Genomic DNA, 19,291 nt, shown 5'->3' on the forward strand with positions numbered 1-19,291 from the left:
AAGGTTAAAGCGGAGCGCGGGCCCCGTCGCATTTTGAAACAGAGAACGCCTTCAGGCGGCCCCGCGCTGCTTCACGCGCGGCAGGCGCCAGCCGATCACGGTTGCCTCCACCGCAATGCCGGCCTCGTGGTTTTGCCAGCGTCCCTCGACATAGCGGCAGGCGAACGGCAGTTGATATGTCCCGCTGTGATCCTCGCACAGCACTTCGAGTGGCAGGCCCGGCGGTGGTTCTCCGGCGCCGTCGAATTCCGCCAAACGTCTATCGCGCGTTGCCATTCTAATATTCTCCCCTAAACAAAGCCGCGGACAGAGCGCCCACTTCTTCCGCGCGCGGATCATCGTTCCCCGTCCGAGGGAACGGACGCAAGCTCAACGCGAGAATGCGGTACGAGTGTGGTAGCCTCACGCGGCTGCGCACAAACAGCGCACATTGATGTGATCGACTGGCCGAGGAACTTTCATGCTGCTTCGAAACGCCGGCATTTGTTTCGCGATATTGCTGCTCGCAGCGCTGGCGCCTCTGCCGGTGCTCGCGCAGGACGTGCCCGGCATCGAGATCTGCACGGTCGAGAAGACCATGGAGCGCCGCACCAGCTGTCTGCAGAGCAATGTCGACTTCCTGCAGAAGACGATCACCAAGCTCGGCCTCGATCACCAGCAGAAGCTGGACGCGGCGGGTCGTCAGATCGATGCGTTGAAGACAGCCGTCGCCGGCCTGCAGAAGACGCTCGCCGATCTTCAGGCCGCGCAGGCGAAGACCGCCGAGGATCTGAAGAAGAAGCAGGACGCGCCGCCGGCGAAGGACGCCGCGAAATAGGCGCGCCGGTCACGCCACGCGATAACGCTTCATCACGCCGCGATCGGGCTCATAGCCGAGCCCGGGTCCCGCCGGCACCGCGACATGGCCGGAGGCATCGACATCGGCGCGGCCGCCCCAGAGGCAGGCCTTGCGCTTTAAATAGAACATCTCGACCAGCCCGTCGTCGCGCGTCGCGAGCAGATGCAGCGTCGCCAGCAGGCCAGGGCCGAAGTAAGGAGAGTGCGGCACGATCTTGACGCCGGACCGATCGGCCAGCGCCGCGACCTTCGTGAATTCCGTGATGCCGCCGACCTTGATCACCGAGGGCTGGGCGTGGCTGACCGCGCCCGCCTCCATCATCTGGCGGAATTGATATGCCGTGCAGGCATTCTCGCCGGCGGCAATACCGAGCCCGCTCTTGCTGCGCACCTCGGCAAGCGTGGTGAAGTCTTCCGGCGGCCAGACCGGCTCCTCCAGAAACAGCGGCTGCGCGTCGCGGCATGTCGTCGCGAAGGCGATCGCCTGCTCGCCGGTCAGCGGGCAGTTCATGTCGACCATCAGCGGAATGTTGGGGCCGATCGCCTCGCGTGCGGCGAGCACCGCAAACGTCGTGGTTTCGTGCAGCTTGATCGCGCCATAGCCGAGCGCGAGCGCCTTCCTGCATTCGGCGGCGATGTTGTCGGGCGAGCCGATCCGGAGCAGGCTCGCGTAAGCCGGAATAGCCGTGCGCCTGATCTCGCCCAGCAGGCGATGCAGCGGCACGTCCTTAACCTTCGCGGCCAGGTCCCACAATGCGATATCGAGCCCGGAGATTGCGAACATGGTGATGCCGTAGCGGCCGAACAGATGCAGGTTGCGCTGGATCTGCTCCATGAATGCGGGAATGCCGGCCGCATCGGGCACCTTCAGCCCGCGGGCCTGCGGCGCGATCATCTCCTCGACCGCGCTGCGCGTGGTGCGCGGACAGACATAGGCGAAGGCATCGCCCCAGCCGGTCAGCCCGGCATCGGTCGTGACCTCGACGAGAACCATATCGAGGGCCGTGATGGCGGAAGCGCCCTGGCGGAAGCTCGCGACACCGGAATCATAGGGGATGCGGATCTGGTGCGCCCGCACATCGGTGATTTCCATGACCCGGTTCCTCTTTCTCGTGAGCGGTTTCGACGAATGTAGCCACGAACGCCGGGGCGTTGCCAGCTTCCATTGGCCGGCTATCCTGGCGCGAAGGACAGCAATGCCGATCAAGCAGGGCGATGGTAACAGGCGCATCATCGCCGCGCTTCGAACGAGGCCTGAACCACATGAATCCAGCCCAGCGCGCGCTCTGGTATATCGAGAGCCATCTGGCCGAGCCGATGACGCTCGACGAGATCGCTGCGATCTCGGGCGTGTCGCGGTTCCACATGGTGCGTGCGTTTGCCGCAGCGGTCGGTCTGCCGGTGATGCGCTACGTGCGCGCGCGGCGGCTGACGGAGGCGGCGCGCAGTCTGGCAAAGGGCGCACCCGACATCCTGTCACTGGCGCTGGAGGCGGATTACGGCTCGCACGAAGCCTTCACCCGCGCGTTCCGCGACCAATTCGGCACCACGCCCGAAGCGGTGAGGGCGGCAGCGTGCGTCAACCAGCTCAGGCTACAGGAGCCGATCCTCATGGACTCGACCATGCTCGACCATCTTGCCCCACCGCGCTTCGAGACCGCAAAGGCCTTCCTCGTCGCCGGTCCCGCCGAGCGCATCGCCTGCGACAACGGCGCCATGATCCCCGGTCTATGGCAGCGCTTCAATCGGGAGGTCGCCGATATTCCCGCGCGCGTCGGCCAAGGAAATAATCAAGTCGCCTACGGCGTCTGCTGCAATGGCGATGATGCCGGCAATTTCGACTACATCGCCGGCGTCGAGGTCGCCGACTTCTCCGACCTGCCGCGCCGCTTCGGTCGCATCCGCATTCCCGAGCAGCGTTATGCGGTGTTCACGCACAAGGACCACGTCGCCTCGATCCGCCGCACCGTCAACACGATCTGGAATCAGTGGCTGCCGGCGTCCGGCCTGAAAGCCGCGGATGCGCCGAACTTCGAGCGCTATGACGAAAAATTCGATCCCGCGACCGGCCATGGCGGCTTCGAAATCTGGATACCGGTCAGGGAATAGCATGATCCGGAAAAGTGCGAAGCGGTTTTCCGAAAAGATCATGCTCAAACAATAACGCAAGGCGCGATGATCTTCATCGCGCTTTGCAACGCAACGCTGGCATACCGTCCCGCTTGCTTGGCAAGCCTCGGCGACTTTGCCATAACCGCAGGCAAATCTTGCCTGCGGGGGCCCGTGCCGGACATCCCGTGCAAGCCATAACAAGCAGCCGGGAGGGTCTCCAATGTCCAACGTCCGCGTTCTCGCCACCGACCTCGAATTTCCCGAAGGGCCGGTCGTGATGCCGGACGGTTCGGTGGTGCTGGTGGAGATTCGCGGCCAGCGGCTGACACGTGTCTATCCCGACGGTCGCAAGGAAATCGTGGCCAAGATTCCCGGCGGCCCGAATGGCGCCGCGCTCGGGCCCGACGGCAAGATCTACATCTGCAACAATGGCGGCTTCTCCTGGATTCCGGCCGGCAAGATGATCATGCCGGGCCCGCAGCCGGACGATTATCTCGGCGGCGCGATCCAGCGCGTCGACCTGCAATCCGGCAAGGTCGAGACTGTCGTGACCAAATGCGGCGCGCACGATCTGCGCGGGCCGAACGACCTCGTGTTCGACAAGCAGGGCGGCCTCTGGTTCTCCGATCTCGGCAAGCGCCGCGCGCGCGAAATGGACGTCGGCGGCATGTATTACCTCAAGCCCGGCATGAGCGAGATCGTCGAAATCGTGCACGGCGTATTGCCGGCCAACGGTATCGGCCTGTCGCCGGACGAGAATACGGTCTACATCGCGGAAACGCCGACCGGGCGGCTCTGGGCCTATGAGCTCTCGGCGCCGGGCACGCTCAAGCCGCGCGATCCGATCTATCGCGGCGAGCGCGGCCAGCCGATCTGCGGCCTCGGCGGCTACCAGATGTTCGACTCGCTCGCGGTGGAAGCGAACGGCAATGTCTGCGTTGCCACCCTGGTCTCCGGCTGCATCTCGGTGATCGCGCCCGACGGCGCCCTGGTGGAACAGGTCCCGACCGGCGACCGCGTCACCACCAACATCGCCTTCGGCGGCCCCGAGCTGAAGACCGCCTACATCACGCTCTCGGGCAAGGGCGAGCTGATCGCCATGGACTGGCCGCGCGGCGGTTTGCCGCTCAATTTTCTGAACAAGTAAACGGTGCTAGTGACCGTCATTGCGAGCGAAGCAACTACCAGACCCTCACCCTGAGGAGCGCGCCCTTCGCGCGCGTCTCGAAGGGCGAGGCCACCGGCGGGCCTTCATCCTTCGAGACGCGCGTTCCGCGCTCCTCAGGATGAGGATCTGGCAGTCCGGCTGCCTTGCCGCACAATGACGTAAGGAGAGATTTCAATGCCCTGGCCCGATCCCATCACCCTGCGCGGACAGCACGCCCGTCTCGAGCCGCTGTCGCATGATCATCGCGAGGGGCTGGTCGAGGCCGTCAAGGACGGCGAGCTGTCGAAGCTGTGGTACACCGCGATCCCGCTGCCGGAGAACATGGGCAAGGAGATCGACCGCCGCCTCGGCCTGCAGGCCGCGGGCTCGATGCTGCCCTTCACCGTGTTCGATTCCGGCGGCAGGATCGTCGGCATGACCACCTACATGAACATCGATGCCGCGAACCGCCGCGTCGAGATCGGCTCGACCTGGTATGGCAAGAGCGCGCAGCGCGGGCCGCTCAACACCCAGTGCAAGCTGCTGCTGCTGCGCCACGCCTTCGAGACGCTGAACTGCATCGCGGTCGAGTTCCGCACGCACTTCTTCAACCACCAGAGCCGCCGCGCCATCGAGCGCCTGGGCGCCAAGCAGGACGGTATCCTGCGCAGTCATCAGATCGCGCCGAACGGCACGTTGCGCGACACTGTCGTCTACAGCATCACCGCCGCCGAATGGCCGACGGTGCAGGCGCATCTCGAATTCCAACTCAACGACAAGCCGCGCTAGGGGCGGCCGAGGGACCATGGATAGATTTGATTATGTGATCGTCGGCGCGGGCTCCGCCGGTTGCGTGCTCACCAGCCGGCTCAGCGAAGATCCGAAGGTCAGCGTCTGCGTGCTCGAGGCGGGCCCTTCCGACTGGCATCCCTACATCCATCTGCCGGCGGGCTTCATCAAGACCTTCCACATGAAGAGCATCAACTGGGCCTATCAGCAGGAGCCCGGTCCGTGGACCGGCGGGCGCAGCATCTACGCGCCGCGTGGCAAGACGCTCGGCGGCTCGTCCTCGATCAACGGCCACATCTACAATCGCGGCCAGCGCATGGATTTCGACACCTGGGCCCAGATGGGCAATCGCGGCTGGGGCTATGCCGACGTGCTGCCCTATTTCCGCCGGCTGGAGAAGCGGGTCGGCGAGGGCGAGGACATCTATCGCGGCCGCGACGGCAACCTCATCGTCACCACCATGAACTGGCGCGATCCGCTCTGCGAGGCCTTCATGGAAGGCGCGGTCTCGCTCGGCATTCCCCGCAACCCCGATTACAACGGCAAGACCCAGGAAGGCGTCTCCTACTGCCAGCGCACCATCAACAACGGCCTGCGCGTCTCCGGCGCGACCGCGTTCCTCAAGCCGGCGATGAAGCGGCCCAACGTGCATGTGCGCATCCATGCGCACGCGACCGAGATCATCTTCGAGGGCAAGCGCGCCGTCGGCGTGCGCTACACCAAGGGCGGCCGCGGCGGCCAGCCGGTCGAAGTGCGCGCCAACAAGGAGGTGATCCTGTCCGGCGGCAGCTACAATTCGCCGCAGCTGCTGCAGCTCTCCGGCATCGGCTCGCCGGACCTATTGCAGCAGCACGGCATTGCCGTGCGTCACGCGCTGCCGGTCGGCGAGGGCCTGCAGGACCACTACGCCCCGCGCACGGTGGCGCGCGTCAAGGACATCAAGACCATCAACGAGCTCCGTCGCGGCTGGCGTCTCTGGGTCGAGGCGATGAAATGGGCGACCGCACGCCGCGGCCTGCTGTCACTGTCGCCGACCATGGTCTATTGCTTCTGGCATTCCGGCGAGAGTGCCGAGAGCTCCGATCTGCAGCTCACCTTCACGCCGGCAAGCTACAAGGAGGGCGTGCAGGGTCAGCTCGAGGACGAGCCCGGCATGACGGTAGCGTCCTGGCAGCAGCGCCCCGAGAGCCGCGGCTATGTCCGCATCCGCTCGTCTGATCCGTTCGCGCCGCCGATCATCCAGACCAATTATCTCGACGCCGAGCTCGACCGCCGCGTCATCGTCGGCGGCATGAAGCTCGCGCGGCGCCTCTTGAAGAGTGCGCCGCTCTCGCCCTATTACGCCTACGAGGATTTCCCCGGCCCCAACGTCAACACCGACGACGAATTCTTGCACGCCGCCACCGAGCGCGGCACCACCACCTTCCACCCCGGCTGCACCTGCCGCATGGGACCCGCGGATTCCACCTGGGCCGTGGTCGACGACCAGCTCCGCGTCCACGGCCTGGAGGGCCTCCGCGTGATCGACGCGTCGGTCATGCCGCGCATGATCTCGGCAAACCTCAACGCCTCTACCATGATGATCGCCGACCGCGCCTCCGACCTCATCCGCGGCAAGCAGCCGATGGAAGCCGCAAGGATTCCGGATACGGCGGTGGCGTGAATCTTCGTAGGATGGATAGAGCGCAGCGAAACCCATCATCTTTCGGTGTGCGCGGAAGCCGGCTTGATGGGTTTCGCTGCGCTCTATCCATCCTACGAATTGCCCGTCGAGGCTGGGCAAGAATTGGTCGTTGGCGGGCTCATGCCGGAACGAAGCGGCCGATTTGGAGCGGCGGTCGGATATTGGTCCAGAGAGGCTCTGGAGCAACCAGGATGTGCTGGAGGAGGGCTGCGAAGATACATTGGCAAACAGCAAGCCTCTTTGCGAGGGCAGCCAGAAACCCGTCAAATCCAAGGATGTTGAGCGCACGGGTGAAATTGTAGCAGAGCGCCATCAGGCTCCATTCGCCGCGGACCTTGTCGAAGCCGCGGACCAGGAAATGACGATAGCCGGCACGGCATTTGAGCGTGCCAAACGGATGCTCGACAATCCCCGAACGACGACGCATCAGCTCGCCCGCACCCTGCATCCGTGCGCGGTGGCGTTCGAGAACATCTTCATGCTCCCAGCGACCAATGGTCCGGTAGGTGGTGGTCGGTGAGAGACAGCGGACCTTGAGCGGGCAGCTCCTGCAGATTGCTACACGGGCCGCGTAACGGATCTCAATGCGGCCGCTGGTGTTCTTTTGCCTGCTCTTGAACGGATGCAGCGGCTGGCCCGCAGGACAACGGTAGGTGTCGGTTGCACCATCATAGTTGAAGTCCTTGAGCGCAAAGCGGCCTTGCTTCTCGAGCCGCGCGCTACCTTCGGGCAGCGGTACATAGGCAATGATACCCTCGTCCTCGCAGGCCTTCAGTTCGACACTGCTGTAATAGCCCTCATCGGCCAGCGCCTGCAGTGTCTCGGCTCCAAGAGCCTTTTTGGCCGCCTTGGCCATCGCAGAGAGCTGTCGAACATCACTGCTGTCGTTGACTACCTCACTCGCGACAATGAGCTTGTGCTTGTCATCAACCGCGGTCTGCACATTGTAGCCTGCAATGCCCTGACCATTCTTGACCAGAAGCCGGGCGTCCGGATCCGTCAGCGACATTTGCGTCTCGCCACTCTCTTCCAGCCGAGCCAGATCGGCCTCGGCACGTGAACGCTTCGCCATCAGCGCCGCGACCTTCGCAGCGATATCACCGCCATCTCCTCGACCATCACCGTCCGCGCGATCCTTCCCCGGCTTCTTGGCCTCTGCCGCATCATTGTCTTCAACAGACTTGCGGTAAGCCTCGATCTCCTGGTCCAGCCTCGCGATCTGCTCGCCAAGCCGCTTGCGCGTAAAGATGGAAGCCTTGCTGGCGTCGCCGTGGAACAGGGAACCATCAATCGCTACGATCGTGCCGCCCACAAGCCCAAGCTCCCGAGCCAGCAGCACGAAGCTGCGGTTCGCGGCCTTCAGCGCCTTCCAGTTCTCCTTGCGGAAGTTGGCAATCGTCCGATAACCCGGCTTCAGTCCCTTCAGCAGCCAGATCAGCTCCAGATTGCGGCCAGATTCCCGCTCTAGCTGTGGAGCCTCAAGAGGTTGTCCTCGGTTAGACCGAGCCTGCTGATCGGCGTTTGAGATCTTATCCCGCCGTGGGGGCGATGCCAGTTGTATCGATGGAGCCAACGGGGCAACTCCTCGGCGCGGCGGTCGGAGGTGGGATAGGCTTGCGCATAGGCCCACTCCCTGAGCGCGGTCTGGATGAAGCGTTCGGCCTTGCCATTGGTTTTGGGCGTATAAGGCCTGGTTCGCTTGTGCTTGAGGCCGAGCTCCTGGCAGGCGTCGCGGAAGTCGAAGGCTTTGTAACAACTGCCGTTATCGGTCATGACCCGGGTGACGGTGACGCCGAGGCCTTTGTAATAATCAATGGCCGCTTTGAGGAAGGCTACGGCGCTCTCGGCTTTTTCATCGGGCAAGATCTGGGAGAAGGCGACGCGGGAGTGATCGTCAATGCAGACGTGGACGAATTCCCAGCCGACCCTCGGTTGTTGCTCTGACCGGTGCGATCGCCGGTGATGCGGTGGCCGATCTTGTCGAAGCGGCCGAGCTTTTTGATGTCGATGTGGATCATCTCGCCCGGCGTTTCGCGCTCATAGCGGCGCACCGGCTCGGCCGGCTCCAGGTCGCGTATCCGGTTCAGTCCCAAACGACGCAGAATGCGGCTCACAGTGGCCGTCGATATCTTGAGTTCGACCGCGATCTGCTTGCCGGTGTGGCGCTGGCGCCGCAAGACCTCAACAGCGGTGCATGTGGCAGGCTCTGTTTGGCTCGGCAGTGAATGAGGTCGTGACGAGCGGTCGCGCAAGCCATCAACGCCTTCCATGCGGAAACGGCCGACCCATTTGGCAACCGTTTTCGGCGTCGTATTGAACTGGCGCGCCGCGGCTGCTTTGGACAGGCCGAAATCCACGACGGCACGAACCATCGCCTCTCGACCTTTCGGTGTCAGGGGAGCATTCTTGTGGGTGTCCATTCGGTTCTCCGCGAATCGCTGTGGTTTGGCGACTTCAGAGTTCCCGGTCAGGGCCGAATGGACAACCTCCTGAAAGACCACATCTAGCCGTCGCGACGACCTGACCTGGTTGATGTAGCCGTAAAGATAGAGCTTCAGCAGATCGGCAGGATCATACGGCGGCTGCCCGACTTCTTCCGCGCCACGATCCGCGTGGCCGAAACCAAGCTTTGCAAGGTCGAGCGCGCAAACGAAGCTCTCGATCGCCCGCACCGGATTGTCCGGCCCGACATAGTCCTCAATCCGCGCAGGCAGAAGACTGGGTTGCTCCCGGCTCTCGCCGGTCTTGAATGTGCGATTCGCCATAAGACGAATCCTACATCAACTCTCAAAAAACGACGTTCTTGCCCAGCCTCGTCGGGCAAAACACCCCGCCACCCAGTCAACCCCTTGCCGCGAAAATATTCCACTTTACCGAAATTCGGAATTGCGGCATAACCCCAAACAGCCCGGCTCACGAAAGAGGGGCGGTTCGCGAGTCGTTCGAAACGCGGGCCGGGTTGCGGTGGACGCGGCAGCGTCGGCACGAAAGGTGCGGGCAGGGCGGGTAGTCCCTGTGAGTCCGTGGACCTGCGTGCAGACGGACGGCGCTGAGCGCGTACGGCAAAACCGTGTGGTCCTGGCCGTCGTTGCTACGGTCAAGCCCTTTGCGGAGATGCGCGCGAGCCCAACCGGGCAGACGGCATCGTCAATTCGCGGGGCGAGGGAGGCCAGAGGGAATTCGGCTCCCGGGAGAGCGCGGCATAAGCCGTCCGACCATCGCGCAGGGAAGGCCGAGTGATCGGCGACACCTGTATGCTGCTGTGCGGTTTCTCTGCGTGTGCTTTTCGCGCAGCGGACCGCGGGTGCCCGTCGGCACCCGGTCTTCCCTGCGCCCTTGTGCCCCCGAAATCTGGCAGGATGTGGCAACGGGCGGTTGGATCAGAACCGCCCGTTGCCGGAACTGAGCCCGTTGCGCCCAAAGGCGACAGAGCCTGCTAAAGAGCAAGGGACAGCTCCGGTGTCTTCCTCAACCCGAACAGTTGCAAGGGCTGCGAGCCCGTACCAGGCAAGGAAGGGAGTGGATGATGACACAAGACGATCTGGTTGTCGTCGGCATCGATGTCGCCAAAGACAAGATTGATGCGTGCATTCGGGCCGTAACGGAGCGGAAGACTTGCCCAACAACCGCGGCGGGGCGACGGAGCTTGATTGCATGGCTTCGCAAGCATCGGGTCGGCAAGGCAGTGATGGAGGCAAGCGGCGGCTACGAGCGGGTATGGGCCAAGGCGTTGCGCCAAGCAGGGCTGGAAGTACGGATCGTCGATCCCAAACGGGTTTCGCCATTTTGCGGAATCGGCGGGACGCCTTGCGAAAAACGACAAGATCGACGCGGAGATGATCTCCTGGTTCGCCGAGACATTCAGCGAGGCTCCCAGCCAAGTCGACAATCCCGCTCACGAGGAGATGAAGGCACTGGTGAGGGGACGCCAAGGCCTGATTGACGTCAGGGCTCGCCTGGAAATGCAGAAGGAGCATGAAGCGCCGGCCCTTGTTCGGAAGGCTCGCGCGCGTCTTCTTAAGAAGCTAGCTGACGAAATCGCCGCGCTCGATACCGCGATCGCGGCGACGATCAAGACAACGCCGGACTTTGCCAAACGCGCCGAGATCATCCAGAGCGTACCAGGCTTTGCTGAGGGGACCGCAATGGCGCTGCTTGGAGGACTACCGGAGCTGGGGCAGGTGAGCGATGAAGTTGCCGCCGCGTTGGTGGGCGTTGCTCCTTATGACGACGATAGCGGCAAACGTCGAGGTGAACGCTGCATCAAGGGTGGCCGCCGCTGGGTGCGAAATGCCCTTTACATGCCCTGCGTCGGCGCCGCGACGCTGAACAATCCGGTGTTCAAGGCCTTCTATGAACGCCTGATTGCCAAGGGCAAGCCGCCAAAGATCGCGATCGTCGCCTGCATACGCAAGCTGATCATCATCCTCAACACCATGATCGCTCGCGGCGAGACGTGGGATCCGAAAAGATACAGGGTGGCTTGACGAGCGCGTCTATCTCGCGCTCGGACTTCGGCCGAGCGCATGCCCAGCCCAAAGACCGGCGTGCAGACGGGGTCAAGGCCGTCAGCCGCCGAAGGCGGGGGTGCGCCAGCACCAGCCTTGAGCCCGTCTGATCGCCGGTCTACTCCGACCCCAGTTGCTCTTTCTTTTGGGGCGATGGAATGAAGCAAAGCTCGGGCGAGATGAGCCGCGAGGCCGCGAAGGTGTGACTGCAACTCCACACTCACCGTCATCGCCCGCGAAGGCGGGCGATCCAGTATTCCAGAGGCGTATTTGGTTGAGTCGAGAAGCCGCGTCGTACTGGATGCCCCGGTCAAGCCGGGGCATGACACCGATAGTGAGGCGAGGGCGTGGCGCTATCGCAAGAGAACGTGCAGCCTCACACTTCCCGTCGGCTCAAGAACGCCAGCCGCTCGAACAGGTGCACGTCCTGCTCGTTCTTCAGCAGCGCGCCGTGCAGCGGCGGGATCAGTTTGCGCGGATCCCTTTCCCGCAATTGCTCGACGCTCATGTCTTCGTTGAGCAGCAGCTTGAGCCAATCGAGCAGCTCCGAGGTCGACGGCTTCTTCTTCAGGCCCGGCACCTCGCGCACCTCGAAGAAGATGCGCAGGGCTTCCTCGACCAGGCGCTTCTTGATGCCGGGGAAGTGGACGTCGACGATGCGGCCCATCGTGTCGGCGTCGGGGAACTTGATGTAGTGGAAGAAGCAACGGCGCAGGAACGCGTCCGGCAGCTCCTTCTCGTTGTTGGAGGTGATCATCATGATCGGGCGCTGCTTGGCCTTGATCGTCTCGCCGGTCTCGTAGACGTGGAATTCCATGCGGTCGAGCTCGAGCAGCAAATCGTTGGGGAATTCGATGTCGGCCTTGTCGATCTCGTCGATCAGGAGCACCGGGCGCTGCTCGGCCGTGAAGGCGTCCCACAGCTTGCCGCGCTTGATGTAGTTCCGGATGTCGGACACGCGCTCATCGCCGAGTTGGCTGTCGCGCAGGCGCGACACCGCGTCGTATTCGTAGAGGCCTTGCTGCGCCTTGGTGGTGGACTTGATGTGCCAGGTCAGAAGCGGGGCGTTCAGCGCCTTCGCCACTTCCTCCGCCAGCACCGTCTTGCCGGTGCCCGGCTCGCCCTTCACCAGGAGCGGGCGCTCGAGCACGATCGAAGCGTTGACGGCGACCTTGAGGTCATCGGTCGCAACATAGTCCTTGGTGCCGGTAAATTTCATCGCGCGTCCTTGTTGGTCGTCGTCGCAAGGCATTGCCAGTATCAATGGCCTCGGTCACGACAAGCGAACGGCCGCGCATCGCGGCCGTTCCTGGTTCGGTCAGGCTTTCAGACCCGTTTTATCAGCGAAAGGATGACGAGCACAATCACCGCGCCGATGGTGGCGTCCACGATGGCGCCGACCGTGCCCGTTGCCAGCTGGATGTGCAGCTGCGGCAGCACCCAGCCCGCGACCAGCGCACCGATGATGCCGACGACGATGTTGCCGACCAGCCCAAATCCCGCCCCGTGGACAATCTTGCCGGCCAGCCAGCCGGCGATCGCGCCGATGATGAGCGCTGCGACAATTCCCATTGCAAACGTCCCCCAACAACCCCTTGAGGCCGACAATTCTAGAGCAAAAAGCCTGCCGGTCCAGCATCCCGCAGCGGCCTCCACCCCTTGACGTCAGCCAGCTGACGGGCAATCTGTCACCCATGTTCCTGCAATTCTTCACCTCTCTGCGCGATGCGCAGGTCCCCGTGACGCTGCGCGAATACCTCACGCTGATGGAGGCGCTCGACGCCGACCTCGCGGACTACACGGTCGAGAATTTCTACTATCTGTCGCGTGCCTCGCTGGTGAAGGACGAGCGCAACCTCGACAAGTTCGACCGCGTCTTCGGCACGGTGTTCAAGGGGCTGGAAAGCCTGCTCGACGCCATGGACAAGGCGGAGATCCCCGAGGAGTGGCTGAAGAAGCTCGCCGAGAAATACCTCACGGAGGAAGAGAAGAAGCAGATCGAGGCCATGGGCTGGGACAAGCTCATGGAGACCTTGAAGAAGCGCCTCGAGGAGCAGAAGGGGCGCCATCAGGGCGGCTCGAAATGGATCGGCACCGCCGGCACCTCGCCGTTCGGCGCGCACGGCTATAACCCTGAAGGCGTGCGTATCGGCCAGGAGAAGAACCGCAACAACCGCGCCGTGAAGGTGTGGGACAGGCGCGAGTTCAAGGATTTGGACGGCAATGTCGAGCTCGGCATCCGCAACATCAAGGTGGCGCTGCGGCGCCTGCGCAAGTTCGCGCGCACCGGCGCGCCGGACGAGCTCGATCTCGACACCACCATCCGCGAGACCGCCAATCACGGCTATCTCGACGTGCACATGCGCCCCGAGCGGCGCAATGCGGTGAAGCTCTTGGTGTTCTTTGACATCGGCGGCTCGATGGACGCGCATATCGAGCAGGTCGAGGAGCTGTTTTCGGCGGCGAAGAGCGAGTTCAAGCACATGGAGTATTTCTACTTCCACAATTGCCTCTATGAAGGCGTGTGGAAGCAGAACAAGCGTCGCTTCACCGACCGTACGCCGACCTGGGACGTGCTGCACAAATACCCGCACGACTACAAGGTCGTGTTCGTCGGCGACGCCTCGATGTCGCCTTACGAGATCATGGTGCCCGGCGGCTCGGTCGAGCACGTCAACGAGGAGCCGGGCTCCGTCTGGCTCGACCGCATCATCCGCACCTATCCGCACACGGTGTGGCTGAACCCGGTGCAGCAGAAGCACTGGGACTATTCGGAATCCACCACCATCATCAAACGCATCTTCGCCAACCGGATGTATCCGATCACGATCGAGGGGCTGGAGAGTGCGATGAAGGAATTGACGCACTAGCTCCCGCCGTCATTCCGGGGCGATGCGAAGCATCGAGCCCGGAACCCATCGGGCCCAGCGGTGTAGAGAAATGGATTCCGGGTTCGCGCTATGCGCGCCCCGGAATGACAAGAGGGAGAACCATATGCCCCAGACCATCACCCGCGGCATCAAGGCGCTGATCGACGAGGCCAATGCCGAGATCGAGACGCTCACCGCCAAGGACGCGATCGAGATCTCCAAGAACGGCGACGTCGTCATCGTCGACATCCGCGATCCCCGCGAGATCGAGCGCGACGGCCGCATCCCCGGCGCCTTCGCCTGCACGCGCGGCATGCTCGAATTCTGGATCGACCCGCAGAGCCCCTACGCCAAGCCGATCTTCCAGGAGGACAAGAAGTTCGTGTTCCACTGCGCCGGCGGCTTGCGCTCAGCGCTCGCGGCCAAGACCGCGCAGGACATGGGCCTCAAGCCGGTCGCCCACATCGCCGGCGGCTATGCCGCCTGGCGCGATGCCGGTGGCCCGACCGAGCAGTGGGAGCCGAGGAAGAAGGGGTGAGAAGTGCTGCGCTGTCGCGCCAATCTCCGCTGTCATTCCCCGCGAAAGCGGGGAATCCAGTACGCCGCAGCCTCTCGGCTCAATCATGACCGCCTCTGGAATACTGGATCGCCCGGTCAAGCCGGGCGATGACAGCGGAGTCTGATGCGCACTGCTTCAACTTCGGAACGACAAGAAAGATATCGCATGACTACCGACCCCCTCGTCTCCACCGAATGGCTCGCCGCTCACATCGGCGATGCCAACGTCAAGATCCTCGACGCCAGCTTCAAGCTGCCGGGCGTGCTGCCGCTGCCGAAGGACGATTACCTCGCCGCGCATCTGCCGGGCGCCATGTTCTTCGACGTCGATGCGGTGTCGGATCATTCCAACCCGCTGCCGCACATGTTTCCGAGCGCGGAGCAGTTCGGCCGCGACGTCGGCAATCTCGGCATCGGAAATAGCGACACCGTCGTGCTCTACGATGCCGGCGGCTGGGTCGCGGCGCCTCGTGCCTGGTGGATGTTCCTGTCCTACGGCCACAGCAACGTGCGCATCCTCAATGGCGGTTTGAAGAAATGGCGCACTGAGGGGCGCGCGACCGAGAGCGGCGAGGTCAAGCCGAAGCCGGCGACGTTCACGGCGAGCTATGATGCCAACCGCGTGCGCAGCATGCAGCAGCTGATCGCCAACCTCGAAAGCCGCAAGGAGCAGGTGATCGACGCGCGTGCTGCCGATCGGTTCGAAGGCCGCGCGCCCGAGCCGCGTCCGGGCATCCGCTCCGGCCACATCCCCGGCGCCCGCAACGTGCCCTACAATCTGCTGTTCGATGCCGCGACCGGCGAGATGAAGCCGCCCGACGAGCTCCGCGCCGCCTTCACGAATGCCGGCGTCAAGCTGGATGCGCCGATCGTGACGAGCTGCGGCTCCGGCGTCTCCGCCGGCGTGCTGACCCTCGCGCTCTACCGCCTCGGCATCACCGACACCGCGCTCTATGACGGCTCGTGGTCGGAATGGGGCCAGGCCGGCGGCCCGGCCATCGCGACCGGCCCGGCGTGAGGTTGTCGGAGTGGAGAGTCAGCGCGTGCGTGCGGTCGTTGTTGTCGCGAAAGCCGGCTGTTGCTGACCGAACGGATCGAGCTGCTGCTGCAGCTGCTGAGGCGGCGGACGACGCACCACGCGCTGGCGCTTCTTGGCCTTGGCCTTGCGCTTGGTCGCCTTGCTGTCCGACTTGGTGCTCTCGGCCTTGACCTTCGCCGGCGCATCGTTCGCGACCGTGGCAGCATTCAGCGCGGCGAGCCTTGCCGAGGCGACATCGATCGCAGCGGCTGCGAGGGCGGCGGTGGGGTCAACAGGCGCCGGCTCGCTGGCGGTTGCGGTAGGCTGGGCCTCGGGGATCGCGGCCGTGGTGTCGGCGGCGGTCAGCGTATCGGTGGAAGCCGGTGCTGCGGCTGCCACGGTTGGTTCGGGCTTGGTTGGCTCGATGGCCGGCACTTCCGCCGGGGGCGCGGCGGCCTCGGGCTGACCGTCGGTCTCGGTCGCCAGTGCGGCAACCTGTTCGGGCTCGCTCAGGGGCAGAGCGATGGTCGGCACCTGGTCGCGGAGCGATGGCGTGGTCTCGGCGGGCGGCTCCGGCTCGGCCCGCAGCACCGCGAGCACCGGCTGGGCCGGCTCGGGCGCTTGCGCAAACACCTGCTCCTGCGGGCCGTTCCGCCAGCCGGGGTTGCTGACATATTGCTGGTGGGTCGCCCGCAGCAGCGCGGCGGTCCCTAGGCCGAACACCAGGATGGAGGTTGACAGCAGGATCGCGGCAAACAGGAAGCGAAAGCCGGGAAGCATCGAGCGGTTGCGAATTTCCGCCCCGGCGGCGGAGTGGCCGGGGCCCAAGAGCCATCTGAACGCGGTGACGGTACTGCTTGCCGCGTTCGCCACGCGGGACCGGAGCTCAAAAAGGTGGCGAATCAGGCTGATTCGACCATATCGCAAGGCTTCCGCATCGTTCCGTTAAAATCGCGGCCCAACATCGCGGCAATTGATGGCGCGATACGATTTCAGCCCCGTGATGCAACGGGGCAACGGTAGTCTTGCGGATCACAAAACGGCAAGTCCGGCCCAAATAAGCCTGATATGTCTTGAATGTGCCGCTATCTTCCGTCATCTGGCCGTTAACGGTCCGATCGGGCTTGGGGACTATACAAGAGCGATGATGATCAAACACTTTCTGACGATATGCGCTGCCGCAACAGTCGCTGCGGCGGGAACCTCGCTCGCTCAGGCTCAGAGCTATCCGGTCCAGCAGGCCCCAAGCTATGGCGCACCGACCGAATATCGGCCCGGTGACCGAGTGCCGAATTTCGACGCGCTCGACGAAGACGACGACGCGATGCCGCGTGCCTCGCTGCCGCCGCCCGGTCCGGCCGACGATCCGCGCTACGGCCGTCCGATGGGCGCGCCTCCGGTCTATTCGGCCGCCCCGCCGCAGGGCCCGGTGATGTCGCCGGATGATCCGCGTTACGGTCGCCCGGCTGGCGCCGCGCCGGTCTATTCGGCAGCGCCGCAGGGCCCCGTGATGTCGCCCGACGATCCCCGCTATGGCCGGCCCGCCGGTCCGCCGGCGGTGATCTACGCCGACCGTCCGGCTCAGCAGCCGCCCGCCAATGATGGCCTGCGTCCGCCCGAGGCTGTGGGCGGTCCCGCCGCGACCGGGACGGTCCAGGCCGGACAGCCGCCCGTCGGCGCCGATGGCCGGCCGATGACGCTGGCCGCGCTGCCGCCCGAGGAGCAGCCCGATGCTGCGCCGGTGCAGCTGCCGCCGAACCTGCGCCGCCAGGAGGTCGCGTTCCAGACCAAGGAGCCGCCCGGCACGCTCGTGGTCGATACGCCCAACACCTACCTCTATTACGTGCTCGGAGGCGGCCGCGCGATCCGCTACGGCGTCCGCGTCGGACGCGACGGTTTCACCTGGACCGGCGTGCAGAAGATCACCCGCAAGGCCGAGTGGCCGGATTGGCATCCGCCGACCGAGATGATCGAGCGTCAGCCCTATCTGCCGCGCTTCATGGCCGGCGGCCCGGGCAATCCGCTCGGCGCCCGCGCGATGTATCTCGGCTCGACCGTCTACCGCATCCACGGCACCAACCAGCCCTCGACCATCGGCAAGTTCGTCTCGTCGGGCTGCATCGGCATGCTGAACGAGGACGTCTCCGACCTGTTCGATCGCGTCAAGGTTGGCACCCGCGTTGTCGTGATGCCGGGTGGTCCGCCGCCGGGAACGGCGACGGCTTCCGCGGCGCCGACGCAGAGCGCTACCGGGCCGGCTCCGATGTCCGCCCAGGCGGGCCCGGTCCCGGGGACGCAGCCCACTGTCGTGCCGCCGCTGCCCGCGCCGGTCACCGTGCGCTGAGCGCCTCAACATCAACGAGATTGCGAAGGGCGTGCCGTCGGCACGCCCTCGTCGTTTCAGGCCAGCCTGCGCGGCAGCTCACCGCCTTTGGTGAAGGCGTCGATCGCCTCGACCATCTGGCCGTAATGGATGCGCAGACCGTCCGTGGTGGCGTAGCCCAGATGCGGCGTCAGCACGACATTGTCGAGCTTGCGGAGGGGATGGTCGACCGGCAGCGGCTCGACCGAGAACACGTCTAGGCCTGCACCTGCGATCTTGCGCTGCTGCAAAGCTTCCAGCAGCGCCTGCTCATCCACGATCGGCCCGCGCGCGGTGTTGACCAGGAAGGCCGTCGGCTTCATCTGCGCAAGATCCGCGCGGCTGACGAGGCCACGCGAGCGCTCGCTCAGCACCACGTGGATTGTGACGATGTCGGCCTTGGCAAACAGCTCCTCCTTGCTGGCGTAGCCGACGCCGACAGAAGCGCACTTCTCCGGCGTCAGGTTCGGGCTCCAGGCGATCACGTTCATGCCGAACGCCTTCGCAATGCCCGCCATCTTGCTGCCGAGCTTGCCGAGCCCGACGATGCCGAGCGTCAGACCGTCGATCTCGACGCCAGCAAAGGTCTGCCAGGATTCGCCCGCATGCATCCGTGCGTTCTCGCGGCCGATGCCGCGGGTCAATTCCAGGATCAGGCCCATCGTGAGCGGCGCCGTCGGATCGCGGGAATATTGCGTGCCGGCGATGGCGATGCCGCGCGCTTTCGCGGCCTCGATGTCGATGGCGGCGTTGCGCATGCCCGACGTCAGCAGCAGCTTCAGCTTCGGCAGGCGATCGAGCAGGCTCTTGGGAAACGCCGTGCGCTCACGCATCGCGCAGATGATCTCGAAGGCGGTGAGCGCGCTGGCTGCGGCCTGCTCGGAGGTGAAGGGATGGCTGAACACGGTGACGTCGACGCGGTCCGACAGTTTCGGCCAGTCGGCGACGTCGAGGGCGAGGTTGAAATAGTCGTCGAGGATTGCGCAGCGCAGCCGGCTCATCAGCGTTCATCCATGGCGAGAGGTGAGGGCACCGGGCGGGCGCCGTCGTCGGAACCTGGCCATGGTTGCGCGCAATCGCGCCATCGCGCAAGCAGCCTGCGTCTTCAAAAGCCCGATAGGAGATCGCTCAGACGTCGCGGGGCTTCAAGCGGAACGGCGCATCCATGCCGTGCTTGGCGCGCCAGGCGGGGCCGGGGCCGCGCATGTAGTGCAGCTCGGGCCGGTAAGGATTGAAGGCGGTGGCGAAGAAGCGCTTCCAGAAGGCCTTGATCTCCGAGGCGAACCCGAAAGTGCGCCCGGCTCCTGCCGGAACGGGAAGAGAATGGGTCTCGATCAGAGCCATGATGCGGCCTCGCTGTGCTCCCCGTTCGTTCTGAGCGGGTGGCGCTGTTTCCGCGCGAAACC

At 64.5% G+C, this 19,291-nt stretch carries 19 protein-coding genes and 1 pseudogene; 11 read left to right on the forward strand and 9 right to left on the reverse strand.

The features are described from left to right. Positions 1 to 51 precede the first annotated feature (51 nt). Entirely contained in the window at positions 52 to 276 is a 225-nt protein-coding gene (locus tag N2604_RS12560; RefSeq protein ID WP_024339451.1) for a hypothetical protein, read from the reverse strand. A 184-nt stretch (positions 277 to 460) separates the two neighbouring features. On the opposite strand from N2604_RS12560, the gene N2604_RS12565 reads away from it, so the two are divergent. Next, positions 461 to 817: a hypothetical protein gene (locus N2604_RS12565; protein WP_260374954.1), complete on the forward strand. Its 357-nt coding sequence runs from the start codon at positions 461 to 463 to the stop codon at positions 815 to 817. A gap of 9 nt (positions 818 to 826) precedes the next feature. Here the strand turns inward: N2604_RS12565 and N2604_RS12570 are convergent, their stop codons facing one another. Next, positions 827 to 1,930 (reverse strand): mandelate racemase/muconate lactonizing enzyme family protein, encoded by a 1,104-nt coding sequence (locus tag N2604_RS12570; RefSeq protein ID WP_260374955.1) that lies wholly within the window; start codon positions 1,928 to 1,930, stop codon positions 827 to 829. Between the two features lie 170 nt (positions 1,931 to 2,100). Here N2604_RS12570 and N2604_RS12575 point away from each other — a divergent pair, with 170 nt between their 5' ends. The 4 genes from N2604_RS12575 to N2604_RS12590 all read left to right on the forward strand — a co-directional run bounded on the left by N2604_RS12575 (position 2,101) and on the right by N2604_RS12590 (position 6,548). Beyond that, positions 2,101 to 2,946, forward strand: coding sequence for an AraC family transcriptional regulator (locus N2604_RS12575; RefSeq protein ID WP_260374956.1), 846 nt, complete (start codon positions 2,101 to 2,103; stop codon positions 2,944 to 2,946). A 223-nt stretch (positions 2,947 to 3,169) separates the two neighbouring features. Further along, positions 3,170 to 4,096, forward strand: a complete 927-nt coding sequence (locus tag N2604_RS12580; protein ID WP_260374957.1) for an SMP-30/gluconolactonase/LRE family protein — start codon at positions 3,170 to 3,172, stop codon at positions 4,094 to 4,096. 195 nt (positions 4,097 to 4,291) lie between these two features. Further along, positions 4,292 to 4,885 (forward strand): GNAT family N-acetyltransferase, encoded by a 594-nt coding sequence (locus tag N2604_RS12585; protein ID WP_260374958.1) that lies wholly within the window; start codon positions 4,292 to 4,294, stop codon positions 4,883 to 4,885. 16 nt (positions 4,886 to 4,901) lie between these two features. After that, positions 4,902 to 6,548, forward strand: coding sequence for a GMC family oxidoreductase (locus tag N2604_RS12590; protein WP_260374959.1), 1,647 nt, complete (start codon positions 4,902 to 4,904; stop codon positions 6,546 to 6,548). 139 nt (positions 6,549 to 6,687) lie between these two features. Here the strand turns inward: N2604_RS12590 and N2604_RS12595 are convergent, their stop codons facing one another. Together N2604_RS12595 and N2604_RS12600 are read right to left on the reverse strand one after the other, a co-directional pair. Further along, on the reverse strand, positions 6,688 to 8,142 hold the full coding sequence (locus tag N2604_RS12595) for an IS1182 family transposase (protein WP_260374960.1): 1,455 nt from the start codon (positions 8,140 to 8,142) through the stop codon (positions 6,688 to 6,690). Next, a pseudogene (locus N2604_RS12600) lies at positions 8,034 to 8,989 on the reverse strand (IS481 family transposase). Before N2604_RS12600 ends, N2604_RS12595 begins: the two are co-directional and overlap by 109 nt. Positions 8,990 to 10,095: 1,106 nt before the next feature. Here N2604_RS12600 and N2604_RS12610 point away from each other — a divergent pair. Both N2604_RS12610 and N2604_RS12615 read left to right on the forward strand, forming a co-directional pair. Further along, entirely contained in the window at positions 10,096 to 10,512 is a 417-nt protein-coding gene (locus N2604_RS12610; protein ID WP_260376215.1) for a transposase, read from the forward strand. Continuing rightward, positions 10,406 to 11,056, forward strand: a complete 651-nt coding sequence (locus N2604_RS12615; RefSeq protein ID WP_260371235.1) for a transposase — start codon at positions 10,406 to 10,408, stop codon at positions 11,054 to 11,056. Before N2604_RS12610 ends, N2604_RS12615 begins: the two co-directional genes overlap by 107 nt. 397 nt (positions 11,057 to 11,453) lie before the next feature. Here N2604_RS12615 and N2604_RS12620 read toward each other — a convergent pair whose 3' ends face one another. Then, positions 11,454 to 12,296, reverse strand: a complete 843-nt coding sequence (locus tag N2604_RS12620; RefSeq protein WP_260374961.1) for a MoxR family ATPase — start codon at positions 12,294 to 12,296, stop codon at positions 11,454 to 11,456. 107 nt (positions 12,297 to 12,403) lie between these two features. Beyond that, complete coding sequence (locus N2604_RS12625; RefSeq protein WP_260374962.1) at positions 12,404 to 12,649, reverse strand: GlsB/YeaQ/YmgE family stress response membrane protein; 246 nt, start codon at positions 12,647 to 12,649, stop codon at positions 12,404 to 12,406. 122 nt (positions 12,650 to 12,771) lie between these two features. Between N2604_RS12625 and N2604_RS12630 the strand changes: the two genes are divergently transcribed. The 3 genes from N2604_RS12630 (at position 12,772) to sseA (ending at position 15,523) form a co-directional block, all read left to right on the forward strand. After that, positions 12,772 to 13,947, forward strand: coding sequence for a VWA domain-containing protein (locus tag N2604_RS12630; protein WP_260374963.1), 1,176 nt, complete (start codon positions 12,772 to 12,774; stop codon positions 13,945 to 13,947). Positions 13,948 to 14,071: 124 nt separating this feature from the next. Then, positions 14,072 to 14,485 (forward strand): rhodanese-like domain-containing protein, encoded by a 414-nt coding sequence (locus N2604_RS12635; RefSeq protein WP_260374964.1) that lies wholly within the window; start codon positions 14,072 to 14,074, stop codon positions 14,483 to 14,485. A gap of 186 nt (positions 14,486 to 14,671) precedes the next feature. Further along, positions 14,672 to 15,523, forward strand: coding sequence for a 3-mercaptopyruvate sulfurtransferase (gene sseA, locus N2604_RS12640; protein WP_260374965.1), 852 nt, complete (start codon positions 14,672 to 14,674; stop codon positions 15,521 to 15,523). An 18-nt stretch (positions 15,524 to 15,541) separates the two neighbouring features. Here the strand turns inward: sseA and N2604_RS12645 are convergent, their stop codons facing one another. Further along, the gene (locus N2604_RS12645; RefSeq protein ID WP_260374966.1) at positions 15,542 to 16,303 is read right to left on the reverse strand and encodes a hypothetical protein; all 762 of its coding nucleotides are present in this window, start codon (positions 16,301 to 16,303) and stop codon (positions 15,542 to 15,544) included. A 367-nt stretch (positions 16,304 to 16,670) separates the two neighbouring features. Between N2604_RS12645 and N2604_RS12650 the strand changes: the two genes are divergently transcribed. Beyond that, positions 16,671 to 17,867, forward strand: coding sequence for a L,D-transpeptidase (locus N2604_RS12650; protein ID WP_260374967.1), 1,197 nt, complete (start codon positions 16,671 to 16,673; stop codon positions 17,865 to 17,867). A 56-nt stretch (positions 17,868 to 17,923) separates the two neighbouring features. On the opposite strand, the gene N2604_RS12655 is transcribed toward N2604_RS12650, so the two are convergent. Together N2604_RS12655 and N2604_RS12660 are read right to left on the reverse strand one after the other, a co-directional pair. Then, positions 17,924 to 18,886: a D-2-hydroxyacid dehydrogenase family protein gene (locus tag N2604_RS12655; protein ID WP_260374968.1), complete on the reverse strand. Its 963-nt coding sequence runs from the start codon at positions 18,884 to 18,886 to the stop codon at positions 17,924 to 17,926. 127 nt (positions 18,887 to 19,013) lie between these two features. Beyond that, positions 19,014 to 19,229, reverse strand: a complete 216-nt coding sequence (locus N2604_RS12660; protein WP_260374969.1) for a hypothetical protein — start codon at positions 19,227 to 19,229, stop codon at positions 19,014 to 19,016. Between the last annotated feature and the right edge of the window lie 62 nt (positions 19,230 to 19,291).

This window comes from Bradyrhizobium sp. CB1015 (assembly GCF_025200925.1).
Lineage (GTDB): Bacteria > Pseudomonadota > Alphaproteobacteria > Rhizobiales > Xanthobacteraceae > Bradyrhizobium.